The sequence below is a fragment of the Rhodoferax sp. RT5P35 genome (assembly GCF_056521385.1).
Window position 1 is genome coordinate 327,751 of record NZ_JBWMAX010000004.1, and the last position, 21,659, is coordinate 349,409.

The window sequence follows — 21,659 nt, forward strand, 5'->3', positions numbered from 1 at the left end:
ATTCGATAGCTGTCAGCGCATGCTGAATATGCGCCAGAAGCCGATTTAATGCCTATTTTTACGCGAAGGGCAGCGCATCGCTGTTCCTGGGGGCGGTGTCCGGCAGGCGCATTTCGAAGGTGGTCCCCACGCCCTCCTCGCTGCGCACAACCAGGCTGCCGCCCAGCACGTGGGTCACCGCGTTGAAGGCGATGTGCAGGCCCAGACCGGTGCCGCCCCGGCCCATTTTGGTGGTCACGAAAGGATCGAAGATGCGGCCTAGCAGCGCGGGCGGGATGCCGCAACCGTCATCGGCGACACGCAGCAGCACCACACCCTGGTCATCGCGCTCACCGGTGATGCACACGGTGCCCTGGTCGCGGCCCTCAAAGCCGTGCAGCACGGCGTTGTGGAGCAGGTTGCCAATGGCCTGGCCCAACGCGCCGGGGTAGCTGTCCAACCGCAGGCCGGTGGGCACCTCCACCTGGATTTTGCAAGGCGTGCGGGCGAAGCTGGGACGCAGGCTGGCGACCATTTCATCGACCACTTCGCGCAGCTCGAAGGAACGGCGCTGCGCGCTGGTTTGGTCCACCGCCACCTGCTTGAAGCTGGTGACCAAATCGGCCGCGCGGTGCAGGTTGCGGGCCGCGATGTCGGTGGCCTGCGCCACGCTGTCCAGCAGGCTGTCGAGCGCGCTGCGGCGCAGTCCGGCCTGCATGGCCGTGCGGAACTGGCGCACCTCGGCACTCAGCGCGGTGACAGCCAGCAGGCTGTTGCCCAGCGGGGTGTTCAGCTCATGCGCGACCCCCGCCACCAGCCCGCCCAGGGCGGCCATTTTTTCGACCCGCACCAGCTCAACCTGGGTCTCCCGCAGATGGGCCATGGCACCGGACAAGTCCTCATTGGCGGCGGCCAGCGCCTCGGTGCGGCGTTCTACGCGGGCTTCAAGTTCGGTGTTGAGTTCGCGCAGTTCGTTGCCGATGCGGTGCATGTCGGTGATATCCACCCCGGCCCAGACCAGCAATTTGGTCGTACCGATTTGCACTGTCTGGTAGGAGATCTGGAGCAGCATCGGTTGCCCGCTGCCCCGCAACATCCAGGCTTCAACCGCAGCATGGCCTTGCTTGAACCGCTCCAGCATGGCCTCCCGCTCGGCCTGGGTGCGCCAGACCCCCAGCTCGTTTACCGTGCGCCCCAGGACATGTTCTCGCTGCCGTTCAAACACCCGGCACCATGCCTGGTTCACGTCCATCAGAGCATAGGGAAGATCGGTGCTGGTCACCGACATGGCCACCGGGGAAGCATTGAAGATCGCCAAAAACTTCTGCTCCCGCTCTTGCAGGGTGGCCGCCATTTTTTCGATGTCGGCAGACAGCCAGTTGAACTCGGCAATCGCGCCCCGGGGCCAGGGCCCGCCTTCTGCCCCCTGGGTGATCTGTTTTGCCCGGACCACGATGCCGCGCAGAGGCTGGGTCAACCACGAGGCCCAGAATGGGGCCATCAACAAGCCCACCAGCAGCGCGCCCGCAAACCCGGACACCACGCCCAGCACCAGCGCCCGAAGCTGCGTGTTCTCCATGCCCGCGGGCATGCCGCCGACAAAGTACCAGTCCAGCGCAAGGGAGTGCGATACCGCTGGGTGGAAGCTGTGGCCATCGAAGCGGAATACTTCGGGCAGGGTCTGGAAATTCAGCGCGGCTTGCATCAGCGGCCAGTTCAGCACATTGGCGGTGCCCACATGCCGCCCGCCGTCGGTGTCGGCCACGATTTCACCGCTACGGTCTACCAGCCAGATCGACGCGGTGCGTTGCCCTGCCGCCAGCTGGAAGGTGTCCAGCAGGTAGGACAGCGGCACCTCGGCCAGCAGCACCCGATTGCGGCCCACCGGGTAAGCCATGCCCACGGTGACCTCGCCCGACAGGGCCGACAGAAACTTGTTGCCCCAAACCATTTGGCGCGATGCCAGCACAGCGCGAAACAGCGGGCTGGACGAGAGGTCACTGCCCAGCAGGTCGGTGCGGTGCACCCGCAGTGCAGGCACCACCCCGGCGGCCAGCACCGTGCCCTCGTTGGAGGCCAGGTAGATGGCGCGGATGGCGTGACCGTCCCACGCGGCGCGTTCTAGCAGGGCGGTGGTTTCCAACAGATCCCGGTTTTCCACCGCTTCACTGAGCAGCTCCATGCGGGCTTGCAGCGAGCCCAGCAATATCTCCACCCGCTCGGCGATTTCGTTGGTGTCGCGCACCACCTCTTCTTTGTTGGCGCGCTCAATCTGGGGGATGCGCAGCAGCAGGATGCCGGAACCGACAATCGCAAACGTAGCCAGAATCGTCGCCACCAGCAAAGCCGCCAGGCTGCTGCGTAAACGCCAGACGCGCAAGCGGTTCATTTCAGCAACACAAACTTGCCCCCACGCACTTCGGTGAAAAACACCTTGCGCGCGGTATCGCCAAAACGGTCGAACTGGATGCTTTGCTGCAGGCCCTGGAACGGCCCGTGTTGAAGGATGCTGTCTTTCAAGGACTGGCCCGGCACCTGCAATGCCAGGGCCTGGCACAGCACATCTGTGGCGTCGTACGACAGCACCGCACTAAAACCAGGCTCGTGTGCAAACCGCGCCACAAATTCCCGGTGGAAGCTGCGGTAGCGCTCGGACGGGTCATCCCGGTTGAAGGCCTGTGCAATCAACAGCCCCTCTACCGAGCGCCCGCCCAACTCCAGCAGCAATTCGCTGGACGCCCTTTCTGCCGCGCTCTTGGGCATTTGCGGGGCCAGCTTTTCGGCCTGCTGGGCCAGACGCGCCACATCAATGGCACTGCCGATGAACAGCAGGCCCTGCGGCGGTTGGAGCAGCATCTTGCGCACCACATCGCCAAAACCCGTACGGGCATCGGACTCGAATGCCACCGCAGCCACCACCTGGCCGCCCAGCGCGGCATAAGCTGCATTGAAAGCTTTCAGCCAGGCCAAGGAGTAGCTGGCGTTGCGGGTGTCGTAGGCCAGCGCCATGCGGTGCTGGCCGCGCTGGTATAGCACTTGCGCATACTCGTTGGCGTTGTCACGCGTGGTGCGGTTGATGCGGATCAAAAAATCGTCTTGTCCCGCAAAATCCGTGGAGGTTACGGTCGGGCTAACCATGACGATACCTGCCTGGTTACTCAACGGCACCGCCACCGTCGCCACCGCACTACTGAAAGGCCCCACTACCGCATCGACGTGCGCCGCGACCAGGGTCTGCATCGCCAACTGTGATTTGCCCGGGTCCATACCATCGTCCTGCACCAGCATCTCGACCATGCGGCCGTGGATCCCACCGGCCTGGTTGCGCTGCTCCACCGCCAGAATCATGCCGTTGCGGCCATCTTCCCCGGTATCGGAACCCCGGTCCGACAAGCTGCCGATGAAACCCAGATGGATGGCCTTGGGTGGACCACATCCTGGCAAGCACCCCACCACCAGCAGGGCTGCTAGCCAGAGCCACCGGTTCACGGGGAAGGGGCCAGGCGTTGCGCCAGCCAGGGCCCCAGGTCTTCAATCGGCATAGGTTTGGCGTACAGGTAGCCCTGCGCTTCGTCGCAGCCCAGCCGACGCAAAATGTCGGCCTGGGCCTCGGTTTCCACGCCCTCGGCCAGCACCTGCATGCCCAATTGGTGGCCCAACGGCACAATCATTTCGGCGATGCGTGCGCCCAGGCGGCCCGAATCCAGCGACATCACAAAGGCGCGGTCGATCTTCAAGCGGTCGGCAGGCAGGCGGTCCAGGTAGGACAGCGATGAAAAGCCGGTGCCAAAGTCGTCAATCGCCACCGCAATACCGCGCGTCTTGATCTGCCGCAGCAGCGCGGCCACACGCTCCATGCCCATCACGGCCACCGACTCGGTGATCTCCAGCTCCAGGCTCTCGGGCGGCATGCCGGTGTCCCGCAGGGCCTCGTCCACCGTGTTCAGAAATTGCGGCTGGGCAAACTGCACCGACGACACGTTGACCGCCACCCGGATGTCCATTGCGCCACCTTGTTGGCCTTGGCTACGCAGGGCGGCCATGGCATGCAGGGCCGTGCGCAGCACCCAAGCCCCCATGGTGACGATCAGGCCGGATTGCTCGGCTACCGGAATGAAGCGGTCGGGCGGTACAAATTTGCCGTCGTCGGTGCGCCAGCGCAGCAGGGCTTCCACGCCGATGGGCTGGCCATCGCTCAAACGCACCTGGGGCTGGTAGACCACGAACAGATGCTCGTGGTCAAACGCGCGCTGCAGGCCATGCAGCATGCGGGTGCGCTCGCGGGTGATGGTTCCCACCTCGGCCGAGTAGTAGGCGCTGCGGCCCTGGCCCAGCTCTTTGGCGCGCTTGAGGGCGATGGACGCGTCTTTCAGCAGCTCCAGGCCATTACCGCTGGTGTCGTCGCAGCGCACAAAGCCCATGCAGACCGACACCGGGCGCAGCACGTTCTCAATCGCAAACGGCTGCTCAAACACGCCGCGCAGCAGCTCGGGGTTGACGCTGGACTCCAGCCCAAACAGGCCAAAGGTATCGCCCGCCACCCGCGCCAGATACCCGGCTCCAGCATGTACCGCACCCAGCCGCTGGGCGATGGCGGCCAACAACTGGTCACCGTAGCCGTGGCCAAACATGTCATTGGTTTCGGCAAACTGGTCTACGTCCATCAGGCCGATGGCATGCCCAGCCGTACTGCCTGCGGCCACCGCATCGTCCAGGTGCTGGATAAAGGCCGTGCGGTTGGGCAGGCCGAGCATGCGGTCCACGAACGCATAGTTGCGCAGCCGGGTCACCAGCTCCACATTGGCCGCGCACAGGGCAATATTGGTACAAAACACCTCCAGCAAATGCACATCCACATTGCGCAACGGCGCCGATGCATAGACAAACGCAACAAAGTCACCGCCCTCCCGGCCGGGAAAGAACAAAGTGACGCTGCGCTCGCCCAGCAGGTTGCGGCGCTCGGCCAGGCACTGGGTCAGGCTGGCGACGATGTACGGGTCGTCAATATCGGTAATGTGGCGCTGCATCAGGTAAGCCAAACGTCCGGCGGCGGCGATCACCACACACTGCGCACCGACCTGAGTGTTGGGCGTGCAAGCGCACACCACCCCCTCGGGCTCCACGCCCACCAGCCCGGCAATTTGTGTGATCACGCCCTCGGCAAAGCTTTGCAGACCGGGTTCGGCGATGAACTGGTTGCTGGCATGGACGATTTTCTCCAGCCCACGGCGGTTGGCATCCATGCGGCGCAGCTGGTCGTAGGAGCGGATAGCGGTGGTCAGCGTGGTGTAGAGCTTGGTGCGGGTGAGCTCGCTTTTGGTTTTGTAGTCGTTGATGTCAAACCGGCGGATGGTATCGATCTCCGGGGCCTGGCCCGGCTGGCCGGTGCGCAAGATGATGCGCACATGGGTCAGACCCAGTTCGCCCCGGATAGCCCCTACGGTGACCAGCCCGGCGTTGTCGGTTTCCATCACCACATCCAGCAGGATCACCGCCACATCGCGCTCCCGGCGCAGCACGTCCAGGGCATCGGCGGCAGAGTGGGCATGGAATAGCTGCAGGCCCCGGCCTTCGATCTCCAGCCCGCGCAAACCGTAGGCCGTGCTTTCGTGCACATCGGAGTCATCGTCCACCACCAGAATCCGCCACGGCTCTCGCCCAGCAGCCGCCTGTCGGGGCGGGCTGGTAGGCGGGCCGTCTATGAACTCAAGCAGATCTTCATCATCCATGGGCTGTGGGGCGGCGTGCGCAGGTTCAAACTAAAAGCTAAGTCTCTTACAAAATGTAGCCTAGGACAAGCGCATCGCCCCATGAGCCCGTGCAATAGGGAAAACCCTAAATTTACAGATTGGGAGCCAGAAAGCGCCGCAAATCCGCCTCGGGCACGCCCCGGCGCTGGGCCAGGTCTTTGAGCTGGTCTTCGCCGATCTTGCCGACGTTGAAGTACTGGGCTGCAGGGTGGCCCAGCTGGAAGCCGCTGACGCTGGCGGCGGGCATCATGGCCAGGCTCTCCGTCAGTTGCATGCCAATGTCATCGCATTGCAGCAGCGCAAACATGTCTTGCTTGACGCTGTGGTCAGGGCAGGCCGGGTAACCGGGCGCAGGGCGGATGCCGGTGTACTTTTCGCCAATCATCTCCTCGATGCTCAGCGACTCTTGCGGCGCGTAGCCCCACAGGTCGGTGCGCACGCGGTGGTGCAGGCATTCGGCAAAGGCCTCGGCCAGCCGGTCGGCAATGGCCTTGAGCATGATGCTGGAGTAGTCGTCCAGTTCGGACTGGAACTGGGCTTCTTTCTTTTCGGCACCGAGCCCGGCGGTGACGGCAAACAGGCCGGCGTAGTCGGCAATGCCGCTGGTCTTGGGCGCCACGAAGTCGGCCAGGCAACGGCTGGGGCGCATGACCCCTTCAACCGCTTGTTTTTCGGCTTGCTGGCGCAGGCCGTGCCAGGTCAAGGCCACCTCGGTGCGCGACTCGTCGGTGTAGAAGGCGATGTCGTCGTCATTCACGCTGTTGGCCGGGTACAGGGCGACGACCCCGTTGGCGATGAGCCAGCGGCCTTCGATGGCGCGTTTGAGCATGGCCTGCGCATCCTTGAACACGCGGCTGGCTTCCACGCCCACCACCTCGTCGGTCAGGATGGCGGGGTAGGGCCCGGCCAGGTCCCAGGTCTGGAAGAACGGGCCCCAGTCGATGTAGCGGGCCAGCTCGGTGAGGTCGAAGTTCTTGAACACACGCCGCCCAATGAACTTGGGTACCTTGGGCGTGTAGGCCGCCCAATCGACCACGGCTTTATTCGCCCGGCACTTGGCCAGCGGCCACAGCGGGGTTTGCTTCTTGTTGGCGTGCTGGTGGCGCACCTTGTCGTAGTCGGCGTTTAGTTCTGCTATGAAATTAGAAGCGCCATTCCCAAGCAGACTCTGCGCTACGCCCACACTTCGTGATGCATCGGGCACATATACCACCGGGCCGTCGTAGTGGTGCGCAATCTTCACGGCGGTGTGCACGCGGCTGGTGGTGGCGCCGCCAATCATCAGCGGGATCTTCTTGATGCGGAAGTGGTCGTCCTTTTGCATCTCGCCCGCCACGTACTGCATTTCTTCCAGGCTGGGGGTGATCAGGCCGGAGAGGCCCACGATGTCGGCCCCTTCCACCTTGGCGCGGGCCAAAATTTCGTGGCAGGGCACCATCACGCCCATGTTGATGACCTCGAAGTTGTTGCACTGCAAGACCACGGTGACGATGTTTTTGCCGATGTCGTGCACATCGCCCTTCACCGTGGCGATGATGATCTTGCCCTTGGTGCGCACATCGCGGCCCGCGGCTTCGTCCAGGCGCTTTTCTTCTTCGATGTAGGGGATGAGGTGCGCCACCGCGGACTTCATCACCCGCGCCGACTTGACCACCTGCGGCAGGAACATCTTGCCCTGGCCAAACAGGTCACCCACGATGTTCATGCCCGCCATCAGCGGGCCTTCGATCACGTGCAGCGGGCGGCCGCCCTTGGCCAGGATGGCCTGGTAGGCTTCTTCGGTGTCGGGCACGATGAAGTCGGTGATGCCGTGCACCATGGCGTGGCTCAGACGCTGCTCCACCGTCACAAAATGGTCGGCAGTGCCGCGCCAGTCCAGGCGCTTGCTCTCGTCCTTGGCACCGCTCTTAGCGGTTTCGGCAATCTCGACCAGGCGCTCGCCCGCATCGGGGCGGCGGTTCAGAACCACGTCTTCCACGCGCTCCCGCAGCACCGGCTCCAGGTCGTCGTACACGCCGACCATGCCCGCGTTGACGATGCCCATGTCCATGCCCGCTGAAATAGCGTGGTACAGAAACACGGTGTGGATGGCCTCGCGCACCGGGTCGTTGCCCCGGAAGGAAAAGCTCACATTGGATACGCCGCCGGAAATTTTTGCGCCTGGCAGGTTGGCTTTGATCCAGCGCACCGCCTCGATGAAATCGACCGCGTAGTTGTTGTGCTCTTCGATGCCGGTGGCAATGGCGAAGATGTTTGGGTCGAAGATGATGTCTTCGGGAGGAAAGCCCACCTCGTCCACCAGGATGCGGTAGGCGCGTTCGCAAATTTCAATCTTGCGCTGGTAGGTGTCGGCCTGGCCCTGCTCGTCGAACGCCATCACCACGGCAGCAGCGCCGTAGCGCCGCACCAGCGTGGCCTGGTGTTTGAAGGCCTCCACGCCTTCTTTCATGCTGATGGAGTTGACGATGGGTTTGCCCTGGATGCAGCGCAGCCCGGCCTCGATCACCTCCCACTTGGAGCTGTCCACCATGATCGGCACGCGGGCGATGTCGGGCTCTGAGGCAATCAGGTTCAAAAACCGCACCATGGCCGCCTTGCTGTCCAGCATGGCTTCGTCCATGTTGATGTCGATCACCTGCGCGCCGTTTTCCACCTGCTGGCGGGCGACGGACAAGGCCTGGTCGAATTCGCCGTTCAAAATCATGCGGGCGAAGGCCTTGGAGCCGGTGACGTTGGTGCGCTCGCCGATGTTGACAAAAAGCGTGCCTTGGCCAATGAGCACAGGCTCCAGACCGGACAACAGCATGGGGGGGACGGGGCTTACGACGGATTCGGACATACAACTCACCTGTGGAGGGACATGGTTCAGGTGAGCGTCGTTGGCAACAACCCAAGCCTGACGGGAACCAGCCCGCTGCAACGCTCCTTGGGAAGCTGCAATTTTAAGGGCGGACGAAAATTTATAAAAAATATGGCTCCAGCGCTTATATCGCATACGCTATTAGCTATTTATTTAATAGCAATCATCTTCCTCGCTACACACGGGCTTTAAACCGCTGTGTTACACAGCTTGTTACAAGTTCACCACCCACCCGACCATGTTCAAAAATCTGATTGACGGCATCAAAACCCAGCTGTCCCGGCCACCGGAACTGCTGGAAGCCCACGAGCGCATGCGGTCGGTGCAGCACTCGGGGTCGGCCAGCCGGGCGGCGGAGTTACTGATTGCACCCACCGCGCTGATGCAGCTCAAGCCCGCCGAGGCGCTGGCCATCGTCAGCTACATGACCCCACGCCGCATCCCCATGGGCACCACCTTCATCCACGAGGGCGATACAACCGAAACCGGTTACATGCTGCTACTGCTGGAAGGCGAGGTGACGGTGGAAAACATCGTCGTCAGCCGCGTTGACCCGGTAACCGTCAGCGTGCTTGGCCCCGGCAGCCTGATTGGCGAAATGGGCCTGATCGACGGCCAGGCCCGGCTGGCCTCGTGCACCGCCAGCACCCACGTCACCTGCGCCATCCTGTCGCGCGACGCGCTGGAAAAACTCAGCCAGGACGACCCGCAAACTGCCGCCAAACTGCTGCTGGCCGTGTCCATGCGCATCGCCGAGCGGCTGCGCGACACCACGGGCAAGGTCAAACGCTACAGCCAGCTGGTGCAAGCCATGCAGCAGGAAATCGACCATTTGATGCCAACCTGACTTTTACGCTCACCCCCAGGCTACAGTGCTTCGCATCTTTCGCCACCCCCCTTGCAGGGGGCAACACCAGCAGCCTGGCAAAGCCAGTTCTGCGGTGTTTCTGGAAGCGGTTGTTAAACCACAGCCAGCGCCGCCGCAGGCAGGCCAAACACCCGGTCAAACACCCAGTTGAAAACAAAGGTGTAGACCACAAAGAACACCACCAGCCCCAGGTCCATCACCAGGGCTTGCCATAGCGTGGTGTCAAACCACCAGGCCATCAGCGGCACCAGGAACAGCACCAGCCCCCCTTCAAAGACCACCGCGTGCGCCACCCTGCGCGCCACACTGCGGCCCCGCACGGTCTGGCGGGCTTCCCAGGCCTCAAACAAGGTGTTGAACACCAGGTTCCACACCACGGCCACCACCGAAGCCGCCACCGCCAGCAGGCCCGCGGTCTGCATGCCTTGGCCCGACATGCCGGCCAGCCCCAGTGTGGCGGCCACGATGGCAAAGCCCTCGTACAGGCTGACGTAAACAAACTTTCTCTTCATTCCTTGCATGGCGCGATTCCTTGAATATGGGATGAATGTATGTCTTAAACTTTGATACTTAAAGTCAGCTTATTTCAACTTAACTGATAGATGGACGATGGCATTTACCTCCGAAAGCGTGCAGGTGTTTCTGGCCGTGCTGGACCGGGGCTCGTTCTCGGCCGCCGCGCGGGCGCTGGGGCGTGTGCCTTCGGCCGTCAGCATGGCCATTGCCCACCTGGAGGCCGAGCTGAATTTGCCGCTGTTTGACCGCAGTGGCCGTGAGCCCCAGCCCACGGCAGCAGCTCGCTCGCTGGAGCCGCAGGCCCGGCTGCTGGCGGCCCAGTTGCGGCAATTGCAGGCCCAGGCACTGGCCTTGACGCAGGGCCTGGAAAGCCGCCTGACGCTGGCCATCGCCCCCGAGCTGCTGGCCGCAGAGTGGCGTAGCCCGCTGGCCACCCTGGCGCAGGAATACCCGCTACTGGAAGTCGAGGTGCTGGCCGCGCCCCAGGCCGACGCGCTAGCCATGCTGCACGCGGGGCGGGCCAATCTGGCGCTGGTGTTCGAGCGGCCCAGCCTGGACGGGCGCGAAGGCTTCCAGGAGGTGAGCAGCGAAATTCTGGTGGCGGTGATGGCCCCCGCCTTGCTGGCCCAGACCCAGCGGCCAGGAGCGGGCCCGCGCGAAGAGCAGCTCACCAACACCCGCCAGATCGTGGTCGCCAGCCGCGACCTGGCCACCATCGACACCCGCTTCGCCTACGCCCGCCACTGCTGGCGCACCGACAACCACATCGCCGCGCTGGGCCTGATCGAGGCCGGTATCGGCTGGGGCTGGCTGCCGCAGTCGTTTGTGCGCAGCCAGATCGCCGTCGGCACGCTGGTCGAGATGCCGTTCGACAACCTGACCAACCGCATGGAGCTGTGGGTGGACGTGGTGTGGTCCAAAGAGCGCCCGCTGGGCCTGGGCGCGCGGCGCTTCGTGGCGCTGGTCAGCGCCGGGCGGGTCGGCGGCAAACCACCGCCAGGGCCTTCTAGGGATTTATAAGGGGTCTGACGCTCGTTGTGACCCAGCAATGCTGCTAGAGCGGTCCGATGCGGGCAGGGCTCCGCTGGACTCCAGCAGCGCAATTTGCGCCTTGATGGTCGCGGGCGTAATGGAGGAGATGGGAGATGCTGAAGTATCTGCCGAGAGCGCGCCGGCGTTTGCACTGCTCCCGCTTCCCCCGCCGCAGGCAACGAGGCTGAAGGCCAGCAGGCTGCCGCAGATGGGATGACAGAACTTATTCGCAGGTGTCACCATTGGGCATTGTTGTAAAACTGCCAGAGCGTGCAGCGTTGTATTCCATATAACGCTTGGCACGCTCACGGGTATTGGCGGTCATGGCTTCAATACGGCCGGACATTTCGCTGCGGCCCTCAACAAAATTTTTACCGAGACAATTAGTAGATGCCATAAGCGCATCACCGACCTTTTGCAGGGCGACCTTGTCCGTCAATTCAACAGTAAGTGTCATTTGGGTTGCTTTTGCATCTTGCACCGCAGCGCGTTGCTGTGCAGCTGTGAGTGGCAGGCGGGTGATATAGGCCTCAATGTCATCCCGCACCCCGTTGCCATTCACGTCTGGCCCGGCAATGCTGCTAGAGCGGTCTAATGCGGGTAGGGCACCGCTGGACTCCAGCTTTGCAATTTGCGCCTTGAGGGTGGCAGGCGTGGTGGGCGTGGCGGTATCAGCCGTAGGCGCACTGGCGGCGGCACTGCTACCGCTTCCACCGCCGCAGGCCGCGAGGCTGAGGGCCAGCAGGCTGCAGCAGATGCAATGCCGGTACTTATTCGCAGGTGTCACCATTGGGCATTGTTGTAGAACTGCCAGAGCGTGCAGCGTTGTATTCCATATAACGCTTGGCACGCTCACGGGTATTGGCGGTCATGGCTTGGATACGACTTGACAATTCAGCAAAACTATCTCCTGAGGTATCACCCAAACAATTAGTGGATGCCATAAGTGCATCGCCCACCTTCTGCAGGGCCACCTTGTCACTCAAGTCCACCACAAGCGTCATTTGCAATGTTTTTGCTTTCTGCAAAGCAGCGCGTTGCTGTGCAGCTGTAAGTGGCAGGCGGGTGATATAGGCTTCAATGTCGTCGCGCACCCCGTTGCCGTTGGCATCGGGCCCGGCAATGCTGCTGGAGCGGTCCAGTGCAGGCAGGGCACCGCTGGACTCAAGCTGTGCAATTTGCACCTTGAGGGTGGTGGGCGTTGTGGAAGTGATGGGGGGTGCAGAGATATCTGTCGAGGGCCCGCCGACGTTGGCACTGCTACCGCTTCCACCGCCGCAGGCAGCGAGGCTGAGGGCCAGCAGGCTGCAGGCGGCCCAGTGTGCGGCCTGCCATGCAGCGCGGGGGCACATATTGGAGTGGCAAGAAGCGGGCATGGTGAATCCTTTGTAAGTGCTATTCAAAGCGCGGTAAGCGCTGCCTTGATCATGCTTTGCACCCGCACCAGGGCGGCGCGGCTGGCATCCAGATACGTGCTTACCAGTGTATGACCACTGGCATCTGCCTGGCTTGTGGGCAAGCTGATGTTGGCAGACGGCACGCTGGTGACGCCCTGTCCGCGCAGGCCGTTGATCACCAGGTCAATATCGGCCAGCACATAGTCACCGCGGGTGGTGGGGGATGCGGGCGCAATGTGCACCACCTTGGCTGTGCTACTAGGACGGGTGCTGCGCAGGCTGTCGTAGGCGGTATTCACAAACAAATTGCCCTGCGAATGGGCAATCAGCACAAAGCTGTAGTCCTGGTCGGCATAGGCTTGCAGCTTGCTGATGTGGTTAGCTATGTCGGCCCCGGTAGGGGGCGAGCTGAGCATTTGGGCATAGCCCGCAAAGATTTGGCCCATCATGGCGTTAAAGGTGGCATCCAGTAACTGGGCCAAGGCGGCGGCGGCACTGCCCAAAAGGCCTAGCAAGCCCCCTGTGCTGGACTGGGGCGCGGTGTGGTGGCCACTGGCCACATCCCAAAAATGCTCCCAGCGGTTGGCAAGCACGCCGTCAAGCTGTTGCGAGCGCTGGGTAAAAGTCTCGGCCAGGTCTTGCAGGCAGGTGGTGCCGGAATTGCCGCAGCCAGTTTGGTTGTAAAACAGTTCGTAGCGAACGGATGCTTTGTTGCGAACGGCATCAGTAGTTACGCGCAGTGATTTAAGCCCTGTGTTTGCATCCTCCTCCGTATTCCAAACCCCATTAAAGAACCCCACCACGGTAGGCGCCATGGTGATGTTGGCCAGCGTGGGGCTGAACATGCAAGTGTCGCAGCCGATTTCGATCACATCGACCTGCTTTTTGTCGAACTGCGGGAAGGTGTAGCTGGTGGCGAGTTCGCCGTTGGCATCGGTCACGCCGCTGTTGGGGGTGATGGTGCCGGGCGTTCCGTCGCTGGTGGTGACGCGCAGGGTGACGGGGGTGTTGACTGCGGGTGTGCCGTCGCTACGCTGAACGATGACCGTCAGCGCCACAGGTATTTGCGCAGTGCTGGGGGTGTAGCGGGTGCTGGAGATGACGTAGTTCAGGCCCGAGAGGTCGTAGCACCAGCCCGTTTTAAGGTCTGGGACAACATCCGGCATCAACCTATAGTTAGAGTCCAAGCAGCCGCAGGTTGATGCACTGCCGCTCCAGCCAACCAAGCCGTGCACATTCCTAGGGCGGGGTCCGCGCGTATCTGTAATGGGCGGGGTGGTGACAAGGTTGGTATAGGTGCAAATCGGGGTTGACCCAATCGCGCTATCGTCAAAAGGCCAAGCATTTGCATACCCTTCCGGCGATACACATGGCTGACCTTTAGGAACACAATAATCTCCTACGGTCGGATGGAAGCAAGCATTACTGCTGGCATAACCGAGGAGCAACGGATACCCCTCGCATACCGCCTGCCTAGACCCATACAGCGGAGGTGCGGTTGTAAAGTGGTAATTGAAAATATCGTAAGTGCTGTACCCGAAGGGACTCCAGGTTCGGGTAAAAGCCATGGCAGACATGCTGCCAAGCAAGCTACAAACGAACAAAAAGATGTGCAGGCAGCGGCGGTATGCCCTGCGTCGGGCTTCAAGCACGAGGGGTTTGGTGGTATTCATGCTCCGCTCCTTATCGCTAAGTACGCCACACACAAAGTTTCTGAAATGCTCCCTGCGCCACGTCATTGGCACAGCTTGATATCAATGCGGTAGGTGTCACAGTGCCTTTGCCAGCAGCAAGGCCTCAGCCGCCACAAACGGCCAATGCCACACTTACAACGCTATCTGAAATACAACGGAAAGCTGCCAATTGAAACTCCCTCGTGCAAACCGGCTATTTGCAACACAGTGCAACGCATTTACCGTTACAAAATATACATGTATTTACACACAAAGCCGTTTTGGAGGTGGTGCTACTATCATCAAAATGTAGGATGTACTGCGCTCAACAGCCACCAAGTAGCAGGGAGCCGGCCCGTCAAACACCCATCAACATACAAAAACGCCACTGGGTAGCGGGCGGTGTGCAGGCTTTGACCAGCGCTGCTGGCCGCACGCAAGACCAACATGCTGCAAGCAGGAGGGGCGAACCTGAAACTGGTGTTCGAGTGACTTAGTCTGGACGGGCGCGAGGGCTTTAAGGAGGTCCGCGCCGGACGGGTTGGCAGCAAGCCACCGCAGGATTGACTCACCACCAGGCTGCAGTGCTTCGCATCTTTCGCCAACCCCCCATCGCATCAGTTTGAAAAACCGATGCGATGGGGGGCAACACCAGCAGCCTAACAAAGCCAGTTCTGCAGTGTTTCTGGCGTGCGTACGTTATGTCTGCGCGAGGCAGCCGACCTGTTACCTTGATTTATAAGAAAAGCACCTCTAGCGCAGATGGTACCTGCGCTAGCAGCTATCAATTTTGATAGGTTCTTAAACCGCTTCCCACTGGCCGCTGCGCTGCGATGCAAACAGCGCGTCGATGATGCGCATGTTCTGGATGGCATCTTCCACGCCGTACTGCAGCGGCGCTTCGCCCCGGATGGCCAGTGAGAACGCATCGCCTTCCAGGCTGTACTGGTCGCAAGGCGCGAAGGTTTCCACCGTGGCACTGCTGCCATTCAGGGCCTGGCCGTTGTCGATAAAGATGCGGGTGGCCTCACCCTGGGGCGCGTTGAACGGGATCTCGATCTCCACCCGCTGCTGCGTGCCCACCACCTGCACGCGCTGGTAAGACGTAGACTGGGTGGACACGGTGAAATTCAGCTGGCGGCCACCGCCAAAGTCCAGCAGCGCGCTGAACATGCGGTCCACTTTGAAGGTGGGATCCATGTCGGCCAGCGCCATCACGCGAAGCGGCTCGGCACCAAACAAGAAGCGCCCCGCCACGATGGGGTAGCAGCCGATGTCGAACAGCGCGCCGCCGCCCTTGCTCGCATCGTTGCGGATGTTGTCGGGGTTGCGGTTGAAGTACGAGAACCAGACCTGCACCGAGCACCGCTCGCCCAAAGCACCGCTCTGCACCAGCTCCCGGGTGCGCAGCCACTGCGGGTGAAAGCGCACCATGAAGGCTTCCATGATGTGGACTTGGCCCGCCACTTCGCGCAGCTGCGCGGCTTCATTGGCGTTCAGCGCCATGGGCTTTTCGCACAGCACATGCTTGCCCGCGCGCGCCGCGGCCAGTGTCATGGGCACATGCAGGTCGTTGGGCAGGGGGTTGTAGATGGCCTCAATGTTCGGGTCGGCCAGCAGCTCTTCGTAGGAGCCGTAGGCGGTGGGAATACCCAGCGCGTCGGCCGCCGCACGGGCCGACAGCAGGGCGCGCGAGGCAATCGCCTGCACATCGCACCACTGGCTGCGCATCAGCGCGGGGGTGACCTTCTCCATACCGATCTTGGCGGTGCTCAACACACCCCAGCGAACTTTTTGCATATCAGGCTGCCTCTTTGTAAAAATACGAACGTAGCGCGCGCCCCGGCAGCGGTGTCACCGCGTCGTGGATGGCGGCAATGTGGTCGGGCGTGGTGCCGCAGCAGCCGCCGACGATGTTGACCAACCCCTCGGCGGCGAACTCGCGCACCAGGGCCGAGGTGACATCCGGGGTTTCGTCAAAGCCAGTGTCGCTCATCGGGTTGGGCAGACCGGCATTGGGGTAGCAGCTGATGAAGGTGTCCGGGGCCACGCGGTGCAGCTCCTGGATGTAGGGGCGCATCAGCGCTGCGCCCAGGGCGCAGTTCAGGCCCACGGCCAGCGGCTGGGCGTGGCGCACGCTGTGCCAGAAGGCGGTGACGGTCTGGCCGCTGAGGATGCGGCCCGAGGCATCGGTGACCGTGCCGCTGATGATCAGCGGCAGGCGCTGGCCCGAGTCGGCAAAGTACTCGTCCACCGCAAACAGCGCGGCCTTGGCGTTCAGGGTGTCGAAAATCGTTTCCACCAAAATCACGTCGCTGCCGCCCTCGACCAGCGCCTTCGTCTGGTCGTAGTAGGCGGCGCGCAGCTCTTCAAAGGTCACGTTGCGCGCGCCGGGGTCGTTCACGTCGGGGCTGATGCTGGCGGTTTTGGGCGTGGGGCCGAGCGCGCCGCACACAAACCGTGGCTTGTCGGGCGTGCTGTATTTGTCGCAGGCGGCGCGGGCGATGCGGGCGGATTCGAAGTTCATCTCGACGGCCAGGTCGGCCATGTCGTAGTCGGCCTGCGCCACCGTGGTCGCGCCAAAGGTGTTGGTCTCGATCAGGTCGGCCCCGGCGGCCAGATAGCCCTCGTGGATGTCGCGGATCACGTCCGGGCGCGTCAGGCTGAGCAGCTCGTTGTTGCCCTTCACGTCCTTGTGGAAGTCCTTGAAGCGCTCACCTCGGTACTGCGCTTCCGTCAGCTTGAAGCGCTGGATCATGGTGCCCATCGCGCCATCCAGGATGGCAATGCGTTGCGCCAGGATGGCGGGGAGTTGCTGGGCGCGGGTGTAGGTAGGCGTTTTCATGAGGGGTCGATTGTAGGAAACACAGCCAAGACCTGGCACGCCAAGGGCACTTGGGGGTCCATTGGGGGATTGCTACACCGCAGAATGCGTGCGCAGCCAGTCTTTGAGCGCGTCGTTCATCCGGGTTTGCCAGCCTGGACCTGCGGTGCGAAAGGCTTCCAGCACCTCATGGTCGAAACGGATAGCCACTTGCTCTTTGGTGGCGCTGCCTGCGGGGCGACCACGCTTCTTGCGACAGGCGGCCACGCCTGCTTGCAGCTCCTCGGCGCTGGCAGGGCGGTCGTCTGGGTCCGTGCCGTCCCACACAAAATCTTGGGATGGAAGGCTGGCTCGCACGGCGGCCAGGGTTTCCTTACGACTCATCACATTCGTTTTCGAGCCAGGCATCGTAAACCTCACGTTCTATACGGCTCGCACGTCGAAAACTGATCACGCGTGCAGAGCCACTACGTTCGGTGTGTACCACCGACAGCACGGCCAGAAAACCCAACACATAAGAGATCGACAGCGTGCGTACTTCGCCAATATCCTGCTGCGGGATGTCCAGCCGAAACCGCGACTCCTACACCTCGCCTGCGTCGGCAAAATCAAACCCATGTTTGCGCAGATTGCTTTGCCGCTTGGCTTCGTCCCAGGTGAGTCGGGTATCCATACGATTAATTGTAGATGCATTAATTGCATCTGTGCTATTTTTGTAGATGCATTATTACAATGCCCGCCAAAATCACACCTCCTGCAACGGCCCCAGGCTGCGTAGGCGTACGGCATCCCGCAGCGGCGGCTGGCCAAACAGGCGGGCGTATTCACGGCTGAACTGGGATGGGCTCTCGTAGCCCACGGCAAAGCCGATGCTGGCCGCGTCGGCTTGGCCCGCCAGCAACAGGCGGCGGGCTTCTTGCAGGCGGATCTGCTTTTGGTACTGCAGCGGGCTCATGGCGGTGACGGCCTTGAAATGGCGGTGGAAGGTGGAGGCCGTCATGTGCACCTGCTGCGCCACCGCGTCTATGCGCAGCGGCTCGGCGAAATGGCTGCGAATCCAGCCAATGGCGCGGCCAATGTGCGCCAGGTGGCTGTGGGCCAGGGCGATCTGGCGCAGCATGGGGGCCTGCGCGCCAGTCAGCAGGCGGTACAGAATTTCGCGCTCCACCAGCGGGGCCAGGGTGGGGATGTGGGCGGGGGTGTCCAGCAGCCGCAGCAGGCGCAGGGCGGCATCCAGCAGGTCGGGCGTGACCGGGCTAACGGCCAGGCCGGGCGATGGGGTGCCTGTAGGTTGACTGGGCAAGGCCAGCAGCATGTCGGCCAGCACCGCCGTATCCAAAGCCAGGGCAAAGGCCAGATAGGGCTCCTCCGGGCTGGCCTGCACCACCGCCCCGGTCACCGGCAGGTCTACCGACACCAGCAGGCACTGCCCGGCGCGGTACTCCACCACCGACTCCCCCAGCAGCACCCGCTTGGCCCCCTGGGCCACGATGTACAGAATCGGCTGGTAGACCACGGCCACCGGCAAGGTGGGCGCATCCGCCCGCACCAGCCGTACCCGCGGGAGGGCCGTGGCGGCTTGGTTGCCATGCCAGTGCCGTGCAATCACATCGCAAAGCTCCTGCTGAAGATCGGCGGGCATGGATGGCAACATGCGAGGATTATGCAAGAGCTACGCAACATTGGGCTACCGCCGCAGGGGCCAGCACGGGGATAGTCAAGCTCTTCACTCCCAAGGAACCCACCATGTCACCCCAACCCACCACCTGGTTCATCACCGGTGCCGCGCGCGGCATCGGCGCGCACACGGTGCAAGCCGCTCTTGCCGCAGGCCACAACGTGGTCGCCACCGCCCGCAGTCGCCAAAGTATCGCCACCGCCCACGACCGCCTGCTGGCGCTGGACCTGGACGTGACCGTTGAAGCCCAAGCCCACGCCGCCGTGCAGGCCGCCGTGGCCCGCTTTGGCCGCATCGACGTGCTGGTCAACAACGCGGGCTACGGCCAGCTCGGCCTGTTTGAAGAGAGCACGGCGGCCGATGCGCAGGCGCAGTTCGACACCAATGTGTTCGGCCTGTTCCACGTCACGCGCGCCGTGCTGCCAGTGATGCGCCAGCAGCGCGCAGGCCGGGTGCTGAACCTTTCGTCCATCGCTGGCATGCGGGGCCGCACCGGCACCGCCCTGTACAGCGCCAGCAAGTTCGCGGTGGAGGGATTTTCCGAAGCCCTGGCGCAGGAGGTGGCCGCTTTCGGCATCTTTGTAACCATCGTGCAACCCGGCGCGTTTCGCACCGACTTTCTGGACGGCCAGTCGATGCGCACCGGCAGCCGGCCCCTGGCCGCCCCCTCCGCCGATTACGCCGCGCAATCCGCCCAGGTCGCCGAAGGCTTCGGTGCCCGCAACCACCAGCAGCCCGGCGATCCGGCGCGGCTGGCCGCCGTGCTGCTGCAACTGGCCGCGCACCCCAAGCCGCCGCTGCGCCTGGCGGCGGGGAGCGATGCGGTGGAGATCATCGGGGCGAAGATTGACGCGTTGCGGGCGGAGTTGGAGGCTTGGCGGGGGGTGTCGGTGGCGACGGATGGAAAGTTCTAAGAAAAATAGGCTGTCCGTGCTGATCTGGCAAGCGTGAGCAGCTATTAATTGCAGAGCAATTGCAGTTCTGCAAAAAAGGCAGGGTGGAATACGGTTGCGCAGCCGTCGCTCCCATACGGACGGGCACAATAGAGCCTCCCACCAGCCCCCCACTGGTTTACCCATAAAATCAGCCCCTAGCGCCCATTCCATCAGCGCAAGCAGCTACAAATTGCAGAGCAAAAGCATTGTCCTCGACTCCCCTCGCCATCCTGCGTGAAACCTTTGGCTACGAGCAGTTTCGTGGGCCGCAACAAGCCATCGTGGAGCATGTAGTGGCCGGGGGCGATGCGCTGGTGTTGATGCCTACCGGCGGCGGCAAGTCGCTGTGTTACCAGATTCCAGCGATTGCGCGGCAGTTGGCGGGGCAGGGGGTGACCATCGTGATCTCGCCACTGATTGCGCTGATGCACGACCAGGTGGGCGCGCTGCACGAGGCGGGGGTGTCGGCGGCGTTTTTGAATTCCACGCTGAGCTTTGCCGAGGCGCTGGACGTGGAGCGCCGCCTGATGCGTGGCGAGATCACCATGCTGTACGCCGCGCCCGAGCGCATCAACACGCCGCGTTTTCTGGACCAGCTGGACGCGCTGCTGGCGCGCGGCCAGCTGAGCCTGTTTGCGATCGACGAAGTGCACTGCGTGAGCCAGTGGGGCCACGACTTCCGGCCCGAATACCGGGCGCTGACGGTGCTGCACCAACGTTTTGCGGCCGTGCCGCGCATTGCGCTCACCGCCACGGCCGACGCGCTGACCCGGGCCGACATTGTCGAGCGACTGCAACTGGAAGATGCCCAGCATTTCGTCAGCAGCTTTGACCGGCCCAACATCCGCTACACCATCGTCGAGAAGAAAGATGCCACCCAGCAACTGCTGCGCTTCATCCAGCGCGAGCACGCGGGGGCGGACTTTCAGGACGCCGGCGTGGTGTACTGCCAGTCGCGCAAGCGGGTGGAAGAAGTGGCGCAGACGCTGTGTGAGAACGGCATCAACGCCCTGCCCTACCACGCCGGGCTGGACACCAAACTGCGCCAGACGCACCAGGACCGCTTTCTGCGCGAAGAGGGCATTGTGATGGTGGCCACCATCGCCTTTGGCATGGGCATCGACAAGCCCGACGTGCGTTTTGTGGCGCACCTGGACATGCCGAAAAACATCGAAGGCTATTACCAGGAGACGGGCCGCGCCGGGCGCGACGGACTACCCGCCGAGGCCTGGATGGTCTACGGCCTGCAGGACGTGGTGAACCAGCGCCGCATGATCGACGAAAGCCCGGCCAGCGAAGAATTCAAGCAGGTGATGCGCGGCAAGCTGGACGCGCTGCTGGGCCTGGCCGAGGCCACCGACTGCCGCCGGGTGCGGCTGCTGGCGTACTTCGGCGAGAAATCCGCCCCCTGTGGCAACTGCGACAACTGCCTGGAGCCGCCGCCGATCTGGGACGGCACAGAGGCCGCGCGCAAGCTGCTGTCCACCATTTACCGCATCCAGCAGATGAGTGGCATCACCTTTGGCGCGGGCCACATCATGGACATCTTGCGCGGCAAAACCACCGACAAGGTGAACCAGTTCAACCACAGCAGCCTCAGCACCTTTGGCCTGGGCACGGACTACAGCGAGCTGCAATTGCGCGGCGTGCTGCGCCAGCTGATCGCCACGGGTGCGGTGGCCGTGCAGGGCGAATACAACACCCTGGGCCTGACCGAAGGCTCGCGCGCCGTGCTCAAGGGCGAGGTGCCGCTGATGCTGCGCGCATCGGTGTCCGGCCCGGCGCAGGGCAAACCCCGGCGGGAGAAATCCAGCGCCAAGTCCGCCGCCAAGTCGGCCGTGGCCGCAGCCCTGGACGACAGTGCCCAAACCCGCTTCGCCGCCCTGAAAGCCTGGCGCGCCGAAGTCGCCCGCGAACACAATCTGCCCGCCTACGTGATTTTCCACGATGCCACCCTGGCCGCGATTGCCGCCATCGATCCGCGCAGCCTGGCCGACCTGGAGGGCGTGAGCGGGATTGGGGCGAAAAAGCTGGAAGCCTATGGAGGCGAGGTGCTGCGGGTATGCGGAGAAACGGCGTAAAAACCGGCTCCCAGGCTTATCCGCATAATTGCTATACAAAAAATAGCTACTAGCGTATGCAGAATA

General features: G+C 62.8%; 16 protein-coding genes and 1 riboswitch. Of the genes, 4 read left to right on the top strand and 12 right to left on the bottom strand.

The annotated features are described in order from the left end of the window. Positions 1-58: 58 nt before the first annotated feature. From AC097L_RS08100 to metH, 4 genes are all read right to left on the bottom strand, one after another. Positions 59-2,368, bottom strand: coding sequence for an ATP-binding protein (locus AC097L_RS08100; RefSeq protein ID WP_479585821.1), 2,310 nt, complete (start codon positions 2,366-2,368; stop codon positions 59-61). After that, a complete protein-coding gene (locus AC097L_RS08105) occupies positions 2,365-3,468 on the bottom strand; it encodes an ABC transporter substrate-binding protein (RefSeq protein ID WP_479585822.1) in 1,104 nt (367 codons plus the stop codon). Before AC097L_RS08105 ends, AC097L_RS08100 begins: the two co-directional genes overlap by 4 nt. Further along, entirely contained in the window at positions 3,465-5,708 is a 2,244-nt protein-coding gene (locus tag AC097L_RS08110; protein ID WP_479585823.1) for a GGDEF/EAL domain-containing response regulator, read from the bottom strand. The genes AC097L_RS08105 and AC097L_RS08110 overlap by 4 nt, the downstream gene beginning before the upstream one ends. 112 nt (positions 5,709-5,820) lie before the next feature. Next, positions 5,821-8,568: a methionine synthase gene (gene metH, locus AC097L_RS08115; protein ID WP_479585824.1), complete on the bottom strand. Its 2,748-nt coding sequence runs from the start codon at positions 8,566-8,568 to the stop codon at positions 5,821-5,823. Between the two features lie 25 nt (positions 8,569-8,593). Continuing rightward, positions 8,594-8,663, bottom strand: a riboswitch (S-adenosyl-L-homocysteine riboswitch). Between the two features lie 164 nt (positions 8,664-8,827). On the opposite strand from metH, the gene AC097L_RS08120 reads away from it, so the two are divergent. Further along, complete coding sequence (locus AC097L_RS08120) at positions 8,828-9,436, top strand: cyclic nucleotide-binding domain-containing protein (protein ID WP_479585825.1); 609 nt, start codon at positions 8,828-8,830, stop codon at positions 9,434-9,436. Between the two features lie 113 nt (positions 9,437-9,549). Here the strand turns inward: AC097L_RS08120 and AC097L_RS08125 are convergent, their stop codons facing one another. Beyond that, positions 9,550-9,978: a PACE efflux transporter gene (locus AC097L_RS08125; RefSeq protein WP_479585826.1), complete on the bottom strand. Its 429-nt coding sequence runs from the start codon at positions 9,976-9,978 to the stop codon at positions 9,550-9,552. An 88-nt stretch (positions 9,979-10,066) separates the two neighbouring features. Between AC097L_RS08125 and AC097L_RS08130 the strand changes: the two genes are divergently transcribed. Beyond that, entirely contained in the window at positions 10,067-10,993 is a 927-nt protein-coding gene (locus AC097L_RS08130) for a LysR family transcriptional regulator (protein ID WP_479585827.1), read from the top strand. Between the two features lie 235 nt (positions 10,994-11,228). On the opposite strand, the gene AC097L_RS08135 is transcribed toward AC097L_RS08130, so the two are convergent. The 7 genes from AC097L_RS08135 to AC097L_RS08165 all read right to left on the bottom strand — a co-directional run bounded on the left by AC097L_RS08135 (position 11,229) and on the right by AC097L_RS08165 (position 18,541). After that, a complete protein-coding gene (locus AC097L_RS08135; protein ID WP_479585828.1) occupies positions 11,229-11,861 on the bottom strand; it encodes a hypothetical protein in 633 nt (210 codons plus the stop codon). Then, positions 11,776-12,408 carry a hypothetical protein gene (locus AC097L_RS08140; RefSeq protein WP_479585829.1) on the bottom strand — a complete coding sequence of 211 codons (633 nt, stop codon included), beginning with the start codon at positions 12,406-12,408 and terminating at the stop codon, positions 11,776-11,778. Before AC097L_RS08140 ends, AC097L_RS08135 begins: the two co-directional genes overlap by 86 nt. Then, positions 12,405-13,568, bottom strand: a complete 1,164-nt coding sequence (locus AC097L_RS08145; RefSeq protein ID WP_479585830.1) for an Ig-like domain-containing protein — start codon at positions 13,566-13,568, stop codon at positions 12,405-12,407. Before AC097L_RS08145 ends, AC097L_RS08140 begins: the two co-directional genes overlap by 4 nt. 1,308 nt (positions 13,569-14,876) lie before the next feature. Then, positions 14,877-15,875: a Gfo/Idh/MocA family protein gene (locus AC097L_RS08150; RefSeq protein ID WP_479585831.1), complete on the bottom strand. Its 999-nt coding sequence runs from the start codon at positions 15,873-15,875 to the stop codon at positions 14,877-14,879. A gap of 1 nt (position 15,876) precedes the next feature. Continuing rightward, the gene (locus AC097L_RS08155; RefSeq protein ID WP_479585832.1) at positions 15,877-16,920 is read right to left on the bottom strand and encodes a homocysteine S-methyltransferase family protein; all 1,044 of its coding nucleotides are present in this window, start codon (positions 16,918-16,920) and stop codon (positions 15,877-15,879) included. 72 nt (positions 16,921-16,992) lie between these two features. Further along, complete coding sequence (locus AC097L_RS08160; RefSeq protein ID WP_479585833.1) at positions 16,993-17,283, bottom strand: BrnA antitoxin family protein; 291 nt, start codon at positions 17,281-17,283, stop codon at positions 16,993-16,995. A gap of 361 nt (positions 17,284-17,644) precedes the next feature. Beyond that, positions 17,645-18,541, bottom strand: a complete 897-nt coding sequence (locus AC097L_RS08165) for an AraC family transcriptional regulator (protein ID WP_479585834.1) — start codon at positions 18,539-18,541, stop codon at positions 17,645-17,647. Between the two features lie 104 nt (positions 18,542-18,645). Here AC097L_RS08165 and AC097L_RS08170 point away from each other — a divergent pair, with 104 nt between their 5' ends. Continuing rightward, positions 18,646-19,491, top strand: a complete 846-nt coding sequence (locus AC097L_RS08170) for an SDR family NAD(P)-dependent oxidoreductase (RefSeq protein WP_479585835.1) — start codon at positions 18,646-18,648, stop codon at positions 19,489-19,491. Positions 19,492-19,718: 227 nt separating this feature from the next. Next, a complete protein-coding gene (gene recQ, locus AC097L_RS08175) occupies positions 19,719-21,593 on the top strand; it encodes a DNA helicase RecQ (RefSeq protein WP_479585836.1) in 1,875 nt (624 codons plus the stop codon). The last annotated feature ends 66 nt before the right edge of the window (positions 21,594-21,659 follow it).